Here is a 13,586-nt window from a genome sequence, read left to right on the forward strand (position 1 = left end):
GCCAAGCGTACAGAGTTTGTGTCACTCATCACATGAAAATCACAGTTTATTGTGTTTGGTGCTTGATAAAATGACCTGCTATCGGCATGATTTATCGTAATATTTATTTAGAGCGTTTGTTACTCCATGAAAAAAATCGCAATCATCGGCTTATCAGTACTGCTTTCTGCTTGTGCTTCGGAAACTTACATTACAGATGTAACCTCAGAAAGCTACCGTGAGGACTACCAAACTCCTTCAGTTTCAAAACCTATTATGTCGTCTGAAAGCGCTGTAGTAGAGAAAGACGTAGAACCAACAGTTGTTAAAATGACTGCGAAGCCTGAAGAGAAAAAGGTAGTTAAGCTGACACCGAAAGAGCAGGTAAAACCAGTTAAGATCGTACCGCCAAGCAAGAAACAAGCGGGTATCCAGCGTTTTGGTTATACCATTCAAGTTGTCGCGGTTGGAAGCCAAGCTAAAGTGGATCAGTTCGCTCGCCAGCTTCCTCAAAATGGTCAGCCAATTTGGGAAAACTACAAAGTAGTGAACGGTACTAAGTGGTTCTCGGTACTTTACGGTGACTACGCAACAAGTGCGGAAGCAAAGCAGGCAATTTCTTCTCTGCCTGGTCATTTTCAACAGCTTAAGCCATTTGTGAAGAGTATCGATGCCATTAAGAACTCGGCATATCCTACGCTTAATAAGCTAAATTAATTTACGAAGAGAAGGGAGCGAAATGCTCCCTTCTTTTTTGGTCAAATCCTATTCGAACAGCATTCCTCACAGTAAAATAACTGTACGTTACTACTCAAAGGTTTATCATACTGAATAGTATCTTTTGGAGATCACGGAAAGATTGATTCATGATTAAAAATATCCTTTTACTATGCGGTGGCGGCTCTTCTGAGCACGAAATTTCACTGTTATCTGCTAATTTTGTTGAGCAGCAGCTAAACCTCATCGAAAACGTGAACGTTACGCGTGTAGAAATTAAAAATGAAGGTTGGGTGACTAACCAAGGTGAGTTGGTTTACTTAGATCTCAACACCAAAAAATTGTGTTCTGACAACTTAAGCTTAGAAGTCGATTTCATTGTCCCTTGTATCCATGGTTTTCCTGGTGAAACCGGTGATATCCAGTCTATGTTCGAAATCGCAGGCATTCCATATTTAGGTTGTGGACCAGAAGCAAGCAGTAACAGCTTCAACAAAATTACTTCGAAACTATGGTACGACGCGATTGGCATCCCAAATACACCTTACTTATTCTTGACTCGTAACGACGAGCAAGCTCATGCGCAAGCATTACAAGCGTTTGACAAATGGGGTAAAGTTTTTGTCAAAGCTGCACGACAAGGTTCATCTGTTGGCTGTTACAGCGTCACTGAAAAGGATGGTGTAATTCAAGCCGTTAACGATGCATTTGGCTACTCTGAGCAAGTTTTAGTTGAAAAGTCTGTGAAGCCGCGTGAGCTAGAAGTCGCAGCGTACGAAATGAATGGTCAACTGTTCATTACTAAGCCCGGAGAGGTCATTGCTCCAGATGGCGCGTTTTATTCTTATGATGAGAAGTACAGCAGCTCAAGTCACTCTTTGACAGAGGTTGAAGCAAAGAACTTAACAGCAGAACAAGTTAAAGCGATTCAAGTTGCTTCTGAAACCGTCTTTAAACAGATGAATCTGCGTCACTTATCTCGCATTGACTTCTTCTTAACAGAAGATGATGAGATTTATCTGAATGAAGTCAACACCTTCCCAGGTATGACTCCAATCTCTATGTTCCCTAAAATGCTGCAGAACAACGGTCACAAGTTCCACGAGTTTTTAGCAGATTGTATTAATACTGCAATCTAAATAACGTTACCGTCGTTTGTTTTGTGGTAGAAATAGGCATAACTGAGCGATATAACAACATTAATGTTTGATTATTGCTCAGTTGTAATTATGATTGTAAAAAAGCACTAAATAGATGGCTCAGTGGTATGGCAATTTCAAATTATAGAGGTTTTAACCTGCAATCAGGCGGACCTGATGGTAGCGTTTGGAAGGTAAAAATCAAAAACCACGTTTTACAAGGCAGTTTGACGGCGGTAAAAAAGAGCATAGATTGGTGGTGCGACACCGCGTCTATTATTGATCCAAAAGAGTTTGCAACTTTAGGTCAACGCGCACAAAGCACTAACAGTCCACAAACTGAAATATTTAACGGCTACACGATAAAGAACGACACTGGCGAGCCAAACGCTTGGTATTGTATGTTCAATGGCAAACTGATCAAAGGCGGCAAAGCTGCGATTCAGCGTCATATCGAAGCGTATTTAGTTGCAAAACAGAAAGCGCTACAAGCTCAACAACAAAAGAAATAAGAATATGACACTCGTATATTCAACAGAAACTGGTCGAATCAAACCTGAAGAAGAGAAGATCGAACGTCCTAAAGGTGATGGTATTGTTCGCATTCAACGCCAAACTAAAGGTCGTAAAGGCAAAGGCGTTTGTATCGTTACTGGTTTAGATTTGGATGACGCACCATTAAAGCTACTGGCAGCTGAACTGAAAAAAGTTTGCGGCTGTGGTGGCTCAGTGAAAGATGGAAGCATTGAAATTCAAGGAGATGCGCGTGATAAGATTAAAGCGTACCTTGAAAAGAAAGGCATGACAGTCAAGTTAGCCGGCGGTTAATAGTAAAAAAGAAGCCCTTTGAGGGCTTCTTTTTTTTAATATCCAGGGATGCAATCTCAGTAGATAATCAATATTGAATACTGACTAGAACTCATACTTTTCTAAAAATCAAAGAGTGTGCTAATAGCAGAGCAAGCAATCGCAGATTGATAGATCCATATTAGCTATTTTATGGTAAATCGCGGTTATGTTTAATGACACTCATAAAAAGCCTCATATTTTAAAATCTGAGAGGGATAGGAGCCCTGACGAAGAAAGAATTGGCGTACGTCGACATTTCATTTAACATAACACATATAATGCGCACTGCAATAGTGGTTCTGACGGACTCGAAATCACCATAGCCAAGCCACCACAAGCCATTGAAATTCCAGCTAATCCAAGCCCGTTATATTTTTTTGCTATGCCTTCCCATACTGCTTTTATCTGTGGGTTCTCGTTGCGATCAGCGTGACAACCTAACAAAGCAATCTCAGGGTCTAATCCTGATTGTTCAGCTAGAAAAATCGCTTGTGTATCAGTCATGTATCGCTTTCCTTTGCGAAAATCACTGATTCTTTGCGGCGGTACGTTCATATCCGCTGCAATTTGCTTATCTTGTACGTAACTTTGAGCCTTTTTGTAGGCATCTAATAGTTGATTCTGATACATGCCATTTCCTCCATTTCTCCCAGTTTAGCTTATCAATCACCATTTTTGGTGTCTTGTGCTAACCAAAATTGGTGATTAGGCTAATAACCAAATTTGGTTACTCAGTGTATTTGACCACCTTGGTACGGGCGTTTGCCCTTGACGCTTTCGTCTGTCCTTGGTGGTCGCTCTCAACGGTCAAGGTGTTGCTATGAAAAAACTGTCTACTGAAAATGCGATCATTATCGATACAGAAACTACTGGCTTAGGCTCTGACGCAGAAATTGTCGAGTTCACTGCTATCTGTGCTGACTCTGGCAAAGTTATCGTGAACGAGCTGGTTAAACCGACTTGTTCCATTCCTGCTGAAGCGACGGCAATTCATGGTATCACCGATGAAGATGTTAAGGACGCGCTCGACTTTCATCTTGTTTTTTCAAACCGTTTTCTTCCGCTTCTTAACGGTCGTCCAATCATCATCTACAACTCAGATTTTGATACGCGCTTAATCATCCAATCGTTAGACAAGCACTGTAATTCTGCTTACGTCCAATCCGTTGAAGATTTGTTTTTCAAATTCTGTGTTCCTCATTGCGCAATGCTTTGGTACGCCGAGTTCTTCGGTGCTTGGAATGACCAGCATGAAAATTACAAGTGGCAATCTCTGACTAACGCGTGTGCGCAACAACATGTCGATGTGTCTGACTTAACCGCGCACCGAGCGCTGGCTGATTGTGAAATGACTCGTCGATTGATCCACGCGGTTAACTCACAGCTTGAAAACCAAACTAATCAAAACTGTGACGGCGTCACTAATGTGTTCTCGGAGTGATAACCATGGAACGTGATCGCTCATTTACATGCTTAGTTCTTCTCGCGGGTTTCATCGCTGCGGTGTTCTTGTTTTATCAGAACAATTACATGGACGCTACGGCTGAGTCTTACGCCAAAGTCCAAACGTGGGTTGATGAACATCCATCAGCAAAACCTCTGCTAAACGAGCTGTTGAGCGATGGCAAGTTAACGCCTAACGAGGTCGCTAAAATCCGTATTTTCATCAAAGAAGAGCCAAAACGCCTTCTTATTTCTCAGGCAACTGAGGCGCGTTAACCATGAACGAAGCTCAAATCATCTATTACGACTTGCTGCCTGATTACACGGTTTCCGTGTTGGTCAAAGGCTGTGATGAATGGGATTTGCTTAAGTCGATGTCTCATCTTGAGTCTTGGGCTTGTCGCTTTCTGCGCCTCGTGGGCTTGGTTTTCAGTTCTACACCGAATCCATGAAACTCACCTCAGCAAACGGCGAGGACTTCTGCGGTTTCGTTGGTATCGGTGGCAACAATGACACGGTGCATTTTCAGATTAATGGTAAAGGCTGCAAGCATGTCTTTGCCCGTCGCGCGCCTTGGTCACTGCATGACTGGCTGACTAACGTGTTGGGTGTGCAAACATTGGCGCGTGTTGACCTCGCTTACGATGATTACGACGGGATTTTTGATTGTGAATACGCGCGCACGGCTTGGAATGACAATGCATTTCGAACAGCTGAACGCGGTCGCAGTCCAGTGCTGCATGTTGACCACACCATTGCTGGCTATCGCGATGGTCGTCCTGATTACACTAAAGAGCAATATTCGATTGGCTCTCGTACCTCTCGCATTTACTGGCGTGTCTACAACAAGGCACTTGAGCAGAAACTCGCGAACACGGGATTGGTTTGGTATCGCTCCGAGGTCGAACTTAAAAAATGGAACATCGACGTTCTGCTCAACCCAGCTGGTGCATTCGCTGCACTGAATGACTTCTCGGCGTCGATTTCTACCGCAAAGAAATTCAATACAAAACCTGTCCCGACCAAACGCGCGGCGTTAGACCTGTTGGCTTCGGCTCACTGGATGCGTCGTCAGTACGGGAAAATTCTCAACTCTTTAATCGAATTCCATGAGGGTGACATTGAAACCGTGGTCGGTTCCCTTGTCCGTGATGGAACGAAATTCACCTTCCCCGATACCTACGGCAAGTTGGTGACTCACATATTGGAGACTTAACAAATGGCTAAATCTGTTTTTGTTCTAGGCATGGACATCACTTGGAACTCAGCGCGTGGTGACAGTGCGCAACTGAACGTGTCACGTCCACTACGTGAAATTAACTCGGAGAAATTCAAGCGTCGCACCATTGGCGAATCGGGTGATGTTAACCCGCAATGGGATCAACCTTTGATGATTGATCATACTTACGCCCTGCTCCTTGAACGCACTGGTGCGCTTGTTCCTCGCCGTGAATACGAGCTGCGTTTGGAAATCAATCCAGACGACCCATTGGCCGGTGCGATTGTGACGGAGTTGATCCCCGTCGACCAAGAAATCAAGAAGCACTTTGAAACTTCAATGAAAGCGCAAGGTTAATCCATGCCTATTTGTGTCGATGTTACTCGTCGTGGTTGGCTTCAAGCCACTGGAGAATCTACTCAGCACTGTAGTTCTTACGTGATGATGTCGGTCACTGACTTCAATCAATATCAAGAGCCTGTCGCCTTCAATAGCGACCTGTTCTTATATGTAAGTGGCGTGCTTTTGGTCAACATGATTGTTGGGCATTGGTCAGGCCGTGTTGTTCGCCTTATGAGTAAAAGGTAATTCTTATGAAAAAACTAGAACTTGTTGTAAATAACGTAAAAAGCGCCGTGGTAAACAAGAAAGTCGCGGTGGGTGCTGCGCTTATGGTCGCGTCGGTTTCGCCTGCATTTGCTGACGGCATCACCGATGCCATCACGGCTGCCACAACCAGTGGTCAAGCTAACGTATCGTTGACGGTTGCAGGTCTTATCGGTATGGCGGCACTGGGCTTTGGTGTAACGATGATTGTTGGCTTCCTTCGTAAGTAACGGTTCGTCTCTATGCCTCCGATATCTGGTAATTTACTTGGGGATGTTCTCGCTATCGTTCTAGGTGTTGCTTTTGCGGGGGCATTTCTCCATGGCTTTGTGAGTGGCATCAATACTCACTAATCAGTGAATCAGGGGGCTTCGGCTCCCTTTTTTCTTGGTTGTTCTATGAAAAAACTACTTCACATCCTGCCGTTACTTTTGCTGTCCTTTTACGCAAATGCTAACCAAGTCTTTTATGCCAAGGTAACCAGCTTCGTTAACAGTGGTGAAGAGCCGCTTGCTCGCCAATGTGCGAACATCGGTGTGGGCTCTTATATCGGTTATTCCTCGGGTAATAAAACCATTCCTCTTCGGAAGATTTTGCCTAACGGCATCAACTGTATTTCTATCCAAATCGGTCCTTCTGCTTCGGTTATTTATACTCGTAACTCGGTTCAACATCGGATTTGGTTTAACTGGGAGTTTCAAGATACCTGCCCTGAAAATCAGGAATACAATCCGACTACCCGATTGTGTGAATCCCAATGTGAGTTTGGTGAAAACCCTGACGGCTCTTGTATGGATGCTTGCCAGTTTAAGCAGTCTGTTGATGAACAAAAGCTGCTTCATTGGTCAGCGTATGTTTATGGTCCTGAAGTGACGGGCGCCTGTTATGGTGATTTCGGTGCCACTCGATGTGAGCTGCGTCGTCCTCCGGTTTCAGTGACGGTATGTACTGATGCGGATTCTGGTGAGTTTACGCAAAACACGACTTGCACGTCACAGTTTGTCTTTACTGGAAAACAATGCGATGGCGGCACACTATTTTGGGGAAAGAATGGTCCAGATGAGCCATTTGATCCTGATAACCCCGACGACCCAGAGCATAAACCTGATGACCCTACGGGTGACATCGAAGACCCAAGCGTCTTACCCGATGACTCCACCAATACGGTGACGCCTCCTGATGTGAATGACAAGCCAGATGTGGAAGACCCGGACACCGATGGTTCAACAGACACGGCAGTTCTTTCCGCGATTAAAGGGCTTAATGCTGACGTGAACAGTGGCATTCATGACTTAAACGTCGATGTGAATGAATCCCACGCCAAGATTAACAATGCGGTCATTGACCTAAAAGCCTCGGTGGTCGGCAACACGCAAGCCATTCAAAAGCAGCAAATCAACGACAACAAAATTTACAACAACACCAAAGCGCTCATCCAACAAGCGAATGGTGACATCACCACCGCCGTCAATAAGAACACCAACGCAACCGTCAAAGGACTCAAAGAACTTGATGCTTCCGTTGGCGATTTGAACGGCAATCTAGATGACATTAAAGGACTGCTTACGGGCGGTAACTTTGGTTCACCCAATGGTGAGGACGTTGCCGAGGTTATCTTCTCTTCAGATGACTTTGTATCCATAAACGAAACCATTCACGACAAGCGTCAATCGATTCAAGATTACGTCGACCAAGTGAAAGGGCTTGTCTCTATTAGCACCAATTTTAATAACGGCTCACTCAGTGATAAGTCATTCACCGTTAAAGGCACCACGGTTGAATCGGGTTTACAACGTTTCGATTCGGTCTCTGGCTACGTTCGCCCAGTGGTGCTGTTTATCTGCGCTTTGATAGCACTTTGGATCTTGTTCGGTCCTAGGAGTAAATAACATGGATTACATCTACGCAGCTTTGGAGTTCATTGCCAATGTTGGTCAAACGCTGCTCGACTTCATTCAAAACATCCCTGACCTGATCATTAATTGTGTCGAGTATGGTGCGCTGTGGTGCATCTCCATTTGGCTGGATATCAAAATCGCATCTATTCAGATTTCATTGAGGATCGCGCAGACGTTACTGGCAGACTATGGCGTCTATACCTTGATTGAGAGTAACTTTAATTCCCTTCCCTCTGACGTGCGTTACATCCTAACTCAGTACGGGGTGACGTCTGGCTTGCGGGTTATCTTTGACTCGTTTGCCGCTTCGCTTGTCATGCGCTTCTTTAACTGGTGATAACATGGCAACTTCATTTCGATACGGTCATGGCGGCTCTTACAAATCAGCATGCGCAGTATGGTTTGACCTACTTCCGGCACTTCGTGAAGGTCGAGTCTGTATTACTAACATCCATGGTATGCAGCCCTTAGAAGTGATCGAGAAAAGACTCGGTGAGAAGTTTCCCGATAGCGCGCGCCTTATCCGCATTAGCTCTCGAAACCCTGACGGCTTCGAGCTTTGGAAGTACTTTTTCTGCTGGGCACCTATTGGCTCTTTTATCCTCATCGATGAGTGTCAGCAAATCTATTCCACCAATGCTGGCTTCAAGATGGCGAACATACACAAGCGCCCTTTCTCTGATTTTGAGCCTCACTTACCACAAGGATTCTCGGAAATCTTCCACTCTCGCTGGCTTACTGTAGATACCTCCAGTTTAGACCGTGGTGAAGTCGATGACTGCCAACGTACCCGATTTGATGAGCAAGGTCGCATCATCTATCCCGAGAACTTCAACAACGCGTTTATGGAGCATCGCCACTACAACTGGGACATTGTGTTACTGACGCCCGACTTCGCTCAAATCCCTAAAGAGTTAAAAGGCGTCGCCGAGCTGGCAAAGCAACACAAAGGGAAAGACGGGATCTTCTTTTCTAATCGTAAGCCAAGAATATTGGAGCATGACCCGCTTCGTACTGTCACGGTGCCAAGTAAAGATGATGTGGTTTACAACCTGAAAGTCCCTCTCGATGTGCATTTGCTCTATGCCTCTACGGTGACTGGGCAAATCACTAAATCGGGGCTTGGTAAGAACATCTTTCTTAATCCTAAGTTCTTAGCCGCTGTGGCTATCTTCATTCTTTCAATGGGATATTTAACGTATGCGCTTATTGGTATTTTTTCTGGTTCTGAGGAGACATCTTCGCAAGGAACGCCAGCTCATCAAACTTCGCAGCAAGTTGCTGTTTCATCTTCAAACCGTCAAACGCGCCCTAATCAAAACCATGCGGTTCATTCTGTCGTGGGTTCTGGTGGTTCTGATTGTTCGGGCGCTGGTTGCGATGGTCGGTCTTATTATGATGTAGGCTCGGTTCCAGCTTGGTTCCCACTATCGAATTCTGAAAGTATCTATGTCTCAGCGGTTGAGCGCTGGTACAAGAAAAAGGTGGTTTACGTGAATGTTCATTTCGAAATCACCACGCCTCGAGGTGTGTCTTATCTTGATGATGTATTCCTAAAGAAAGTCGGCGTTCAGATGGAATACCTCGACGATTGCTTGGTGAAGCTATCGGACGGTGAATCTAACTTCTTTGTGACGTGTTCACCCTATGAGCAGATTGCGCAAAACCAGAAATCAGACATTGAGCTCAAGCCTGTTGGTGGGCTGTTTGGAGGCGATGAAAGCTAATGAACGAATACGTAACCCATGGGCAACTGCTCGAAATCATCGAACTGTTTGACCATCTCTCCATGCTTAACGCGATCATAGTCATCATCGTTTACGATCTCTTTCGTAGTGGTGTTCGAATGTTGGCTGACTATCTGAATAAGGAAAACGGACAATGAAGATGACATCAGAGCGGTTTAATCGTGCGGTCTATAACTCCCCGCTTGGCGCGTTCGTTTTAGTTGGACCACCGACATTTGAGCAGCTTCAAGAACGTAGGCTATTTGTTTTACGGTTTGAGATAGCGATGAGCAAAGCCATTTATGGTTAGAGCGGATTGGGCATCGCCCCGACCGAAGGGAGTCACCGAGATATAAGGAGTTGCGAAGCGACGACGAAGCACCGAGCCACCCACTACTGTCGATCTTGGGCACTTGCTTAGACTGGCGAGTGTCCCTATCTGCCCAAGCCTAAATAGGTAATACCACCCCTCGCCCTGCCAGAATCTGCCTTGCAGAGACTCTCCACATCAAAGGCGTTCGAACCTACTGGAACAAACCGAACCATCAACATCAAAGCTTTGCGAGTGTCGAGCAAGGCTTTTCCTGTATCAGATGAGACCTACCGACCAGAGCGCGTAGCAAGTGAGGACGGGCTAGGACGATTGCGCTACGTGCGCGGGAGGTCAAACCCCCGAATCTGTATTACGGGGGTAAATTCCACCTTTTTCCTAAACCGTTTAAACAAATAAGCCAACACAATTGCATATGCAATTGTGTTAATCTATTGATATGATTAAATTTGTTTGTTGAACCTTCAATTCGGTATCGACACAATATTTAAAACTGGACTGACAATTCTCTGGAGATGCAATAGGAGAAAAGTCGTCTAGTTTGAAGTTAAACGACTAAAACGATTTAAAAGGACTGTTATGACAAGCCACGATTTTTTATTTACTTATTCTGTTTCTCCCCTAGATGGCAGTAAAGATGAACATAAAAAAGCAGCAGATACTGTTAGGAGACGTATTGCAGAGCTTGAAAGATGGGAGAAGTTAGTCTCAGTAGAGACTACTTTCGTAGGACGACTAAACCTAATTGAAACACTTATTTCAAGTAAGCGACGAGAAGCTAAAGGAGATGTGACATATGCAATCGAACTTATTTTGGATGATCTCGAAGTGAGTTCATTTGTAACGATCGATATTGCTTTGTTAGTTGATGGGTTAGGTGAATACATGGAATTTAGAATCTAAGTCTAAAGCTTAAACTCTTCAAAGAAAAGACTAAAGCGCGTGGCTACTTTGGCGCGCGTTTTAAATTTAGATAAGTTGATTTTCAGCAACTTTAAACGTAATTTGTATGCATCATACCTCATATCCAAGGGTGTCAAATGGCAAAATTTTTAAACACAAGTGCTACAAACTACTATCTCGAAGAACTTATCAAAAATGCATCTGAAAGGTTAATTTTAATCAGCCCTTTTTTAAAGTTAAATGACCGTATAAAAGAATTACTCGAAGACAAAGACCGCCTTAAAATAGATATCAGGATTGTTTATGGCAAAAGTGAGTTACAACCGGATGAAATAAACTGGCTGAAAGGTCTCTCATTCGTACGTACCAGCTTTTGTAAAAATCTACATGCAAAGTGCTACATGAACGAAAGTTCTTGTATCATTACAAGCCTAAACCTTTATGAGTTCAGTCAAGTAAACAACAATGAAATGGGTATCTTTATAGACCGAGATGAAGATGCAAATATCTACAAAGACTCGTATGAAGAAGCTCAACGTATCATTCGGATAAGTGATGAAGTTAGAATTTTGCTTGAAAAAGTAATATCAAACGAAGTTGATATTACTCACTATGACGGTTCTATATCCTCAGAAGATGAATCAAAGCTCACTTCTTCTAAGCTTGCTAAAAAGCATAGGTTAAAAACCGAAGACTTTATTCAAATGTGCGTAAGCAAAGGTTATCTTTCTTTTGAAGATGGAAAACACACTTTGACTGACATAGGTAAAGAACATGGTGGAGAATTTAAGTTCAGCAAACGATTTGGTCCCTACTTTCTTTGGCCTGAAACCCTTAAACTCTGATAAAGTTAAGGTGTCCAGTTGCTCCTTATCTGTCACTCTATCTCAAACATTGCTAACTGTTTTGATTTTTCGGTAAAAGCTATCGTCTAAACGCAATTTTCTTTGTTTATTTTGACATACCTCGTTGTATTTATTGTTAAAAATACACAAACTACAGGTATCTGTGTAACTTCAGATGTTGTCTAGAAAATAAGTGTGGATATTAACTTATAAATCTGTTAGTGTCCGCGCGTCTTAAAGAGCTCATAATGACATTTATAGTGAAAGAACTTGCTTGCCTTAACGCTGTAGACCTTGAACAGTTAGGGACAAAAGAGAAGTTTTGGTTCAATTTTCAAAATCAACAAACAAAGTATTTGTTTAAGTTCTCGCGAGAGAACACAGGTGAACACTGGTCAGAAAAAGTTGCTGAACAGTTGTGCCATGAGCTCGGAATTCCTCACGCGACTTATGAAATGGCAACTCTAGATGGTAGATTTGGGATTATTACTCCAAATATCATCGCAAAAGATTGCCGTATGGTTATGGGTAACGAAGTTTTGCATAAGGATAGCCCAACCCATTACCCGGACTCTACAAACGTTCGCGTTAAGGAGCACACGGTTAGCCGAGTACTTGGTGTTTTATCAAGCGAAAAATTCGAATTACCTGATTCTGAGTATGACTTAGAGGGATTGTCTGCTGCAGATCTTTTTTGTGGATATCTGATGTTGGACGCCTTAGTTAGTAATCAAGATCGACATCACGAAAATTGGGCTATTATTTTAGATAACTCTGATGGTCGCATGATGTTATGTCCTACATACGATCATGCAGCGAGTCTTGGTCGAGAGTTGTTGGATGATGAGCGTAAAGATAGGCTTGAGAGCAAGGATAGAGGTAGACAAATTCATACTTTTGTCAGACGCGCTCGAAGTGAGCTTTTTAAACTGAAAAAAGACAAGAGACCGTTAAAAACTGATGAGGCGTTTTGGCATGCAGTTGAAGAGCGACCAAATGCTAAAAAGTTTTGGATTAATAAACTTAAAGAATTAAGTGATGAAAAAATTGAACGTATCTTTTCGAAAATTCCGAATACAGTGATCTCCGAATTAGCGAGAGAGTTTGCAAAACAAATGGTATTAGAGAATAAGAAAAGGCTACTAGATAATGAAAAGTAAACAAGTATACCTAGCGTGGCAGGCCCCAGATACCCGAACTTGGTATGTTGTAGGTCAGTTATCAGAAAGCGCTGGAAGTTATGTCTTTAGGTATACTCATGGAGCTAAAAAATCTGAAAAATTCGTTCCTTTTAGCGGAATGGAGGATTTGACGAAAACTTATAACTCAATTGATTTATTCCCTTTGTTCAAAAATCGCCTTCTTTCTGAAAAAAGACCCGAGTACCCTACTTTTATCAAATGGTTATCATTAGACGCTCAAGAAGTAAATCCATTGGATATTTTGGCTCGTTCGGGAGGCTTGAGAGGAACAGATCAACTACAAACCTTCAAACGAATCGATCTTGAAAAGGATCTTAGTTTTGAACACTTTTTCTTTGTTCATGGGCTAAGACACCTCCAAAGTGATGCTGAAGAGAGAGTCAACAAACTTGAAGTAGGTGAAAAGCTCTACCTTTGCTTAGATTGCCAAAATGACCACGATAAAGATGCAGTTTTAATTCGAGCTGACAGCCCTACACAGATTGTAGGATATTGCCCTAGGTACCTCGCAGCGGATATCAATAAACTATTGCTCAGCAAAGAAAGCAAAGTAGAACTGACAGTTGAAATGTTATCAAATGACGCTCCTATCAACTACAAGCTAATGTGTAAGCTTAGTGGGCAAATGTCAGAAAGTGATAGAAGTTTATTTATGGCTAACAAAGAATATCTACCCCTTACTTAACGATAAAGCTCCTTTTAGGAGCTTTTTGTTATTCATAATTGTG

20 protein-coding genes are annotated in these 13,586 nt (G+C 43.1%); 19 read left to right on the plus strand and 1 reads right to left on the minus strand.

What is annotated here, in order from left to right; all coding sequences use genetic code 11:
• Positions 1–126: 126 nt before the first annotated feature.
• The 4 genes from NL647_RS04025 (at position 127) to yciH (ending at position 2,663) form a co-directional block, all read left to right on the plus strand.
• Positions 127–696, plus strand: coding sequence for an SPOR domain-containing protein (locus tag NL647_RS04025; protein WP_005451792.1), 570 nt, complete (start codon positions 127–129; stop codon positions 694–696).
• A gap of 149 nt (positions 697–845) precedes the next feature.
• Positions 846–1,835, plus strand: a complete 990-nt coding sequence (locus tag NL647_RS04030) for a D-alanine--D-alanine ligase (RefSeq protein WP_005451793.1) — start codon at positions 846–848, stop codon at positions 1,833–1,835.
• A 128-nt stretch (positions 1,836–1,963) separates the two neighbouring features.
• Positions 1,964–2,347: a DUF3319 domain-containing protein gene (locus NL647_RS04035; protein WP_005451794.1), complete on the plus strand. Its 384-nt coding sequence runs from the start codon at positions 1,964–1,966 to the stop codon at positions 2,345–2,347.
• Between the two features lie 4 nt (positions 2,348–2,351).
• On the plus strand, positions 2,352–2,663 hold the full coding sequence (yciH, locus tag NL647_RS04040) for a stress response translation initiation inhibitor YciH (RefSeq protein WP_017189053.1): 312 nt from the start codon (positions 2,352–2,354) through the stop codon (positions 2,661–2,663).
• Positions 2,664–2,945: 282 nt separating this feature from the next.
• Here the strand turns inward: yciH and NL647_RS04045 are convergent, their stop codons facing one another.
• On the minus strand, positions 2,946–3,314 hold the full coding sequence (locus NL647_RS04045; RefSeq protein WP_049537369.1) for a DUF3693 domain-containing protein: 369 nt from the start codon (positions 3,312–3,314) through the stop codon (positions 2,946–2,948).
• Between the two features lie 190 nt (positions 3,315–3,504).
• On the opposite strand from NL647_RS04045, the gene NL647_RS04050 reads away from it, so the two are divergent.
• The 15 genes from NL647_RS04050 (at position 3,505) to NL647_RS04120 (ending at position 13,543) form a co-directional block, all read left to right on the plus strand.
• Positions 3,505–4,125, plus strand: a complete 621-nt coding sequence (locus NL647_RS04050) for a 3'-5' exonuclease (RefSeq protein WP_253649678.1) — start codon at positions 3,505–3,507, stop codon at positions 4,123–4,125.
• 5 nt (positions 4,126–4,130) lie between these two features.
• Positions 4,131–4,403, plus strand: coding sequence for a hypothetical protein (locus tag NL647_RS04055; RefSeq protein WP_059678421.1), 273 nt, complete (start codon positions 4,131–4,133; stop codon positions 4,401–4,403).
• A gap of 2 nt (positions 4,404–4,405) precedes the next feature.
• On the plus strand, positions 4,406–4,579 hold the full coding sequence (locus tag NL647_RS04060) for a hypothetical protein (protein WP_253650119.1): 174 nt from the start codon (positions 4,406–4,408) through the stop codon (positions 4,577–4,579).
• Positions 4,576–5,343, plus strand: coding sequence for a replication initiation factor domain-containing protein (locus NL647_RS04065; protein WP_253649679.1), 768 nt, complete (start codon positions 4,576–4,578; stop codon positions 5,341–5,343). The genes NL647_RS04060 and NL647_RS04065 overlap by 4 nt, the downstream gene beginning before the upstream one ends.
• A gap of 3 nt (positions 5,344–5,346) precedes the next feature.
• Positions 5,347–5,703 carry a DUF1293 family protein gene (locus NL647_RS04070; RefSeq protein ID WP_017190168.1) on the plus strand — a complete coding sequence of 119 codons (357 nt, stop codon included), beginning with the start codon at positions 5,347–5,349 and terminating at the stop codon, positions 5,701–5,703.
• 3 nt (positions 5,704–5,706) lie between these two features.
• Positions 5,707–5,934, plus strand: coding sequence for a hypothetical protein (locus NL647_RS04075; RefSeq protein ID WP_045487871.1), 228 nt, complete (start codon positions 5,707–5,709; stop codon positions 5,932–5,934).
• A 5-nt stretch (positions 5,935–5,939) separates the two neighbouring features.
• Complete coding sequence (locus NL647_RS04080; protein WP_005445757.1) at positions 5,940–6,182, plus strand: hypothetical protein; 243 nt, start codon at positions 5,940–5,942, stop codon at positions 6,180–6,182.
• A gap of 168 nt (positions 6,183–6,350) precedes the next feature.
• On the plus strand, positions 6,351–7,841 hold the full coding sequence (locus tag NL647_RS04085) for a hypothetical protein (protein WP_253649680.1): 1,491 nt from the start codon (positions 6,351–6,353) through the stop codon (positions 7,839–7,841).
• 1 nt (position 7,842) lies between these two features.
• Positions 7,843–8,187, plus strand: coding sequence for a DUF2523 family protein (locus tag NL647_RS04090; RefSeq protein WP_005445753.1), 345 nt, complete (start codon positions 7,843–7,845; stop codon positions 8,185–8,187).
• Between the two features lie 4 nt (positions 8,188–8,191).
• A complete protein-coding gene (locus tag NL647_RS04095) occupies positions 8,192–9,577 on the plus strand; it encodes a zonular occludens toxin domain-containing protein (RefSeq protein ID WP_253649681.1) in 1,386 nt (461 codons plus the stop codon).
• On the plus strand, positions 9,577–9,735 hold the full coding sequence (locus NL647_RS04100) for a hypothetical protein (RefSeq protein WP_253649682.1): 159 nt from the start codon (positions 9,577–9,579) through the stop codon (positions 9,733–9,735). The genes NL647_RS04095 and NL647_RS04100 overlap by 1 nt, the downstream gene beginning before the upstream one ends.
• Positions 9,736–10,487: 752 nt before the next feature.
• Positions 10,488–10,811, plus strand: coding sequence for a hypothetical protein (locus tag NL647_RS04105; RefSeq protein ID WP_253649683.1), 324 nt, complete (start codon positions 10,488–10,490; stop codon positions 10,809–10,811).
• A 137-nt stretch (positions 10,812–10,948) separates the two neighbouring features.
• A complete protein-coding gene (locus NL647_RS04110) occupies positions 10,949–11,656 on the plus strand; it encodes a phospholipase D family protein (RefSeq protein ID WP_253649684.1) in 708 nt (235 codons plus the stop codon).
• 248 nt (positions 11,657–11,904) lie between these two features.
• Positions 11,905–12,816 carry a HipA domain-containing protein gene (locus NL647_RS04115; RefSeq protein WP_253649685.1) on the plus strand — a complete coding sequence of 304 codons (912 nt, stop codon included), beginning with the start codon at positions 11,905–11,907 and terminating at the stop codon, positions 12,814–12,816.
• A complete protein-coding gene (locus NL647_RS04120; protein WP_253649686.1) occupies positions 12,806–13,543 on the plus strand; it encodes an HIRAN domain-containing protein in 738 nt (245 codons plus the stop codon). The genes NL647_RS04115 and NL647_RS04120 overlap by 11 nt, the downstream gene beginning before the upstream one ends.
• The last annotated feature ends 43 nt before the right edge of the window (positions 13,544–13,586 follow it).

This window comes from Vibrio sp. Y29_XK_CS5, assembly GCF_024181835.1.
In the GTDB taxonomy this organism is placed as follows: Bacteria; Pseudomonadota; Gammaproteobacteria; order Enterobacterales; family Vibrionaceae; genus Vibrio; species Vibrio harveyi.

Excerpts from the sequence above, each read along its gene's own strand:
- NL647_RS04025 (WP_005451792.1), top strand. The coding sequence starts at position 127 with ATGAAAAAAATCGCAATCATCGGCTTATCAGTACTGCTTTCTGCTTGT.
- NL647_RS04030 (WP_005451793.1), top strand. The coding sequence starts at position 846 with ATGATTAAAAATATCCTTTTACTATGCGGTGGCGGCTCTTCTGAGCAC.
- NL647_RS04035 (WP_005451794.1), top strand. The coding sequence starts at position 1,964 with ATGGCAATTTCAAATTATAGAGGTTTTAACCTGCAATCAGGCGGACCT.
- yciH (WP_017189053.1), top strand. The coding sequence starts at position 2,352 with ATGACACTCGTATATTCAACAGAAACTGGTCGAATCAAACCTGAAGAA.
- NL647_RS04045 (WP_049537369.1), bottom strand. The coding sequence starts at position 3,314 with ATGTATCAGAATCAACTATTAGATGCCTACAAAAAGGCTCAAAGTTAC.
- NL647_RS04050 (WP_253649678.1), top strand. The coding sequence starts at position 3,505 with ATGAAAAAACTGTCTACTGAAAATGCGATCATTATCGATACAGAAACT.
- NL647_RS04055 (WP_059678421.1), top strand. The coding sequence starts at position 4,131 with ATGGAACGTGATCGCTCATTTACATGCTTAGTTCTTCTCGCGGGTTTC.
- NL647_RS04060 (WP_253650119.1), top strand. The coding sequence starts at position 4,406 with ATGAACGAAGCTCAAATCATCTATTACGACTTGCTGCCTGATTACACG.
- NL647_RS04065 (WP_253649679.1), top strand. The coding sequence starts at position 4,576 with ATGAAACTCACCTCAGCAAACGGCGAGGACTTCTGCGGTTTCGTTGGT.
- NL647_RS04070 (WP_017190168.1), top strand. The coding sequence starts at position 5,347 with ATGGCTAAATCTGTTTTTGTTCTAGGCATGGACATCACTTGGAACTCA.
- NL647_RS04075 (WP_045487871.1), top strand. The coding sequence starts at position 5,707 with ATGCCTATTTGTGTCGATGTTACTCGTCGTGGTTGGCTTCAAGCCACT.
- NL647_RS04080 (WP_005445757.1), top strand. The coding sequence starts at position 5,940 with ATGAAAAAACTAGAACTTGTTGTAAATAACGTAAAAAGCGCCGTGGTA.
- NL647_RS04085 (WP_253649680.1), top strand. The coding sequence starts at position 6,351 with ATGAAAAAACTACTTCACATCCTGCCGTTACTTTTGCTGTCCTTTTAC.
- NL647_RS04090 (WP_005445753.1), top strand. The coding sequence starts at position 7,843 with ATGGATTACATCTACGCAGCTTTGGAGTTCATTGCCAATGTTGGTCAA.
- NL647_RS04095 (WP_253649681.1), top strand. The coding sequence starts at position 8,192 with ATGGCAACTTCATTTCGATACGGTCATGGCGGCTCTTACAAATCAGCA.
- NL647_RS04100 (WP_253649682.1), top strand. The coding sequence starts at position 9,577 with ATGAACGAATACGTAACCCATGGGCAACTGCTCGAAATCATCGAACTG.
- NL647_RS04105 (WP_253649683.1), top strand. The coding sequence starts at position 10,488 with ATGACAAGCCACGATTTTTTATTTACTTATTCTGTTTCTCCCCTAGAT.
- NL647_RS04110 (WP_253649684.1), top strand. The coding sequence starts at position 10,949 with ATGGCAAAATTTTTAAACACAAGTGCTACAAACTACTATCTCGAAGAA.
- NL647_RS04115 (WP_253649685.1), top strand. The coding sequence starts at position 11,905 with ATGACATTTATAGTGAAAGAACTTGCTTGCCTTAACGCTGTAGACCTT.
- NL647_RS04120 (WP_253649686.1), top strand. The coding sequence starts at position 12,806 with ATGAAAAGTAAACAAGTATACCTAGCGTGGCAGGCCCCAGATACCCGA.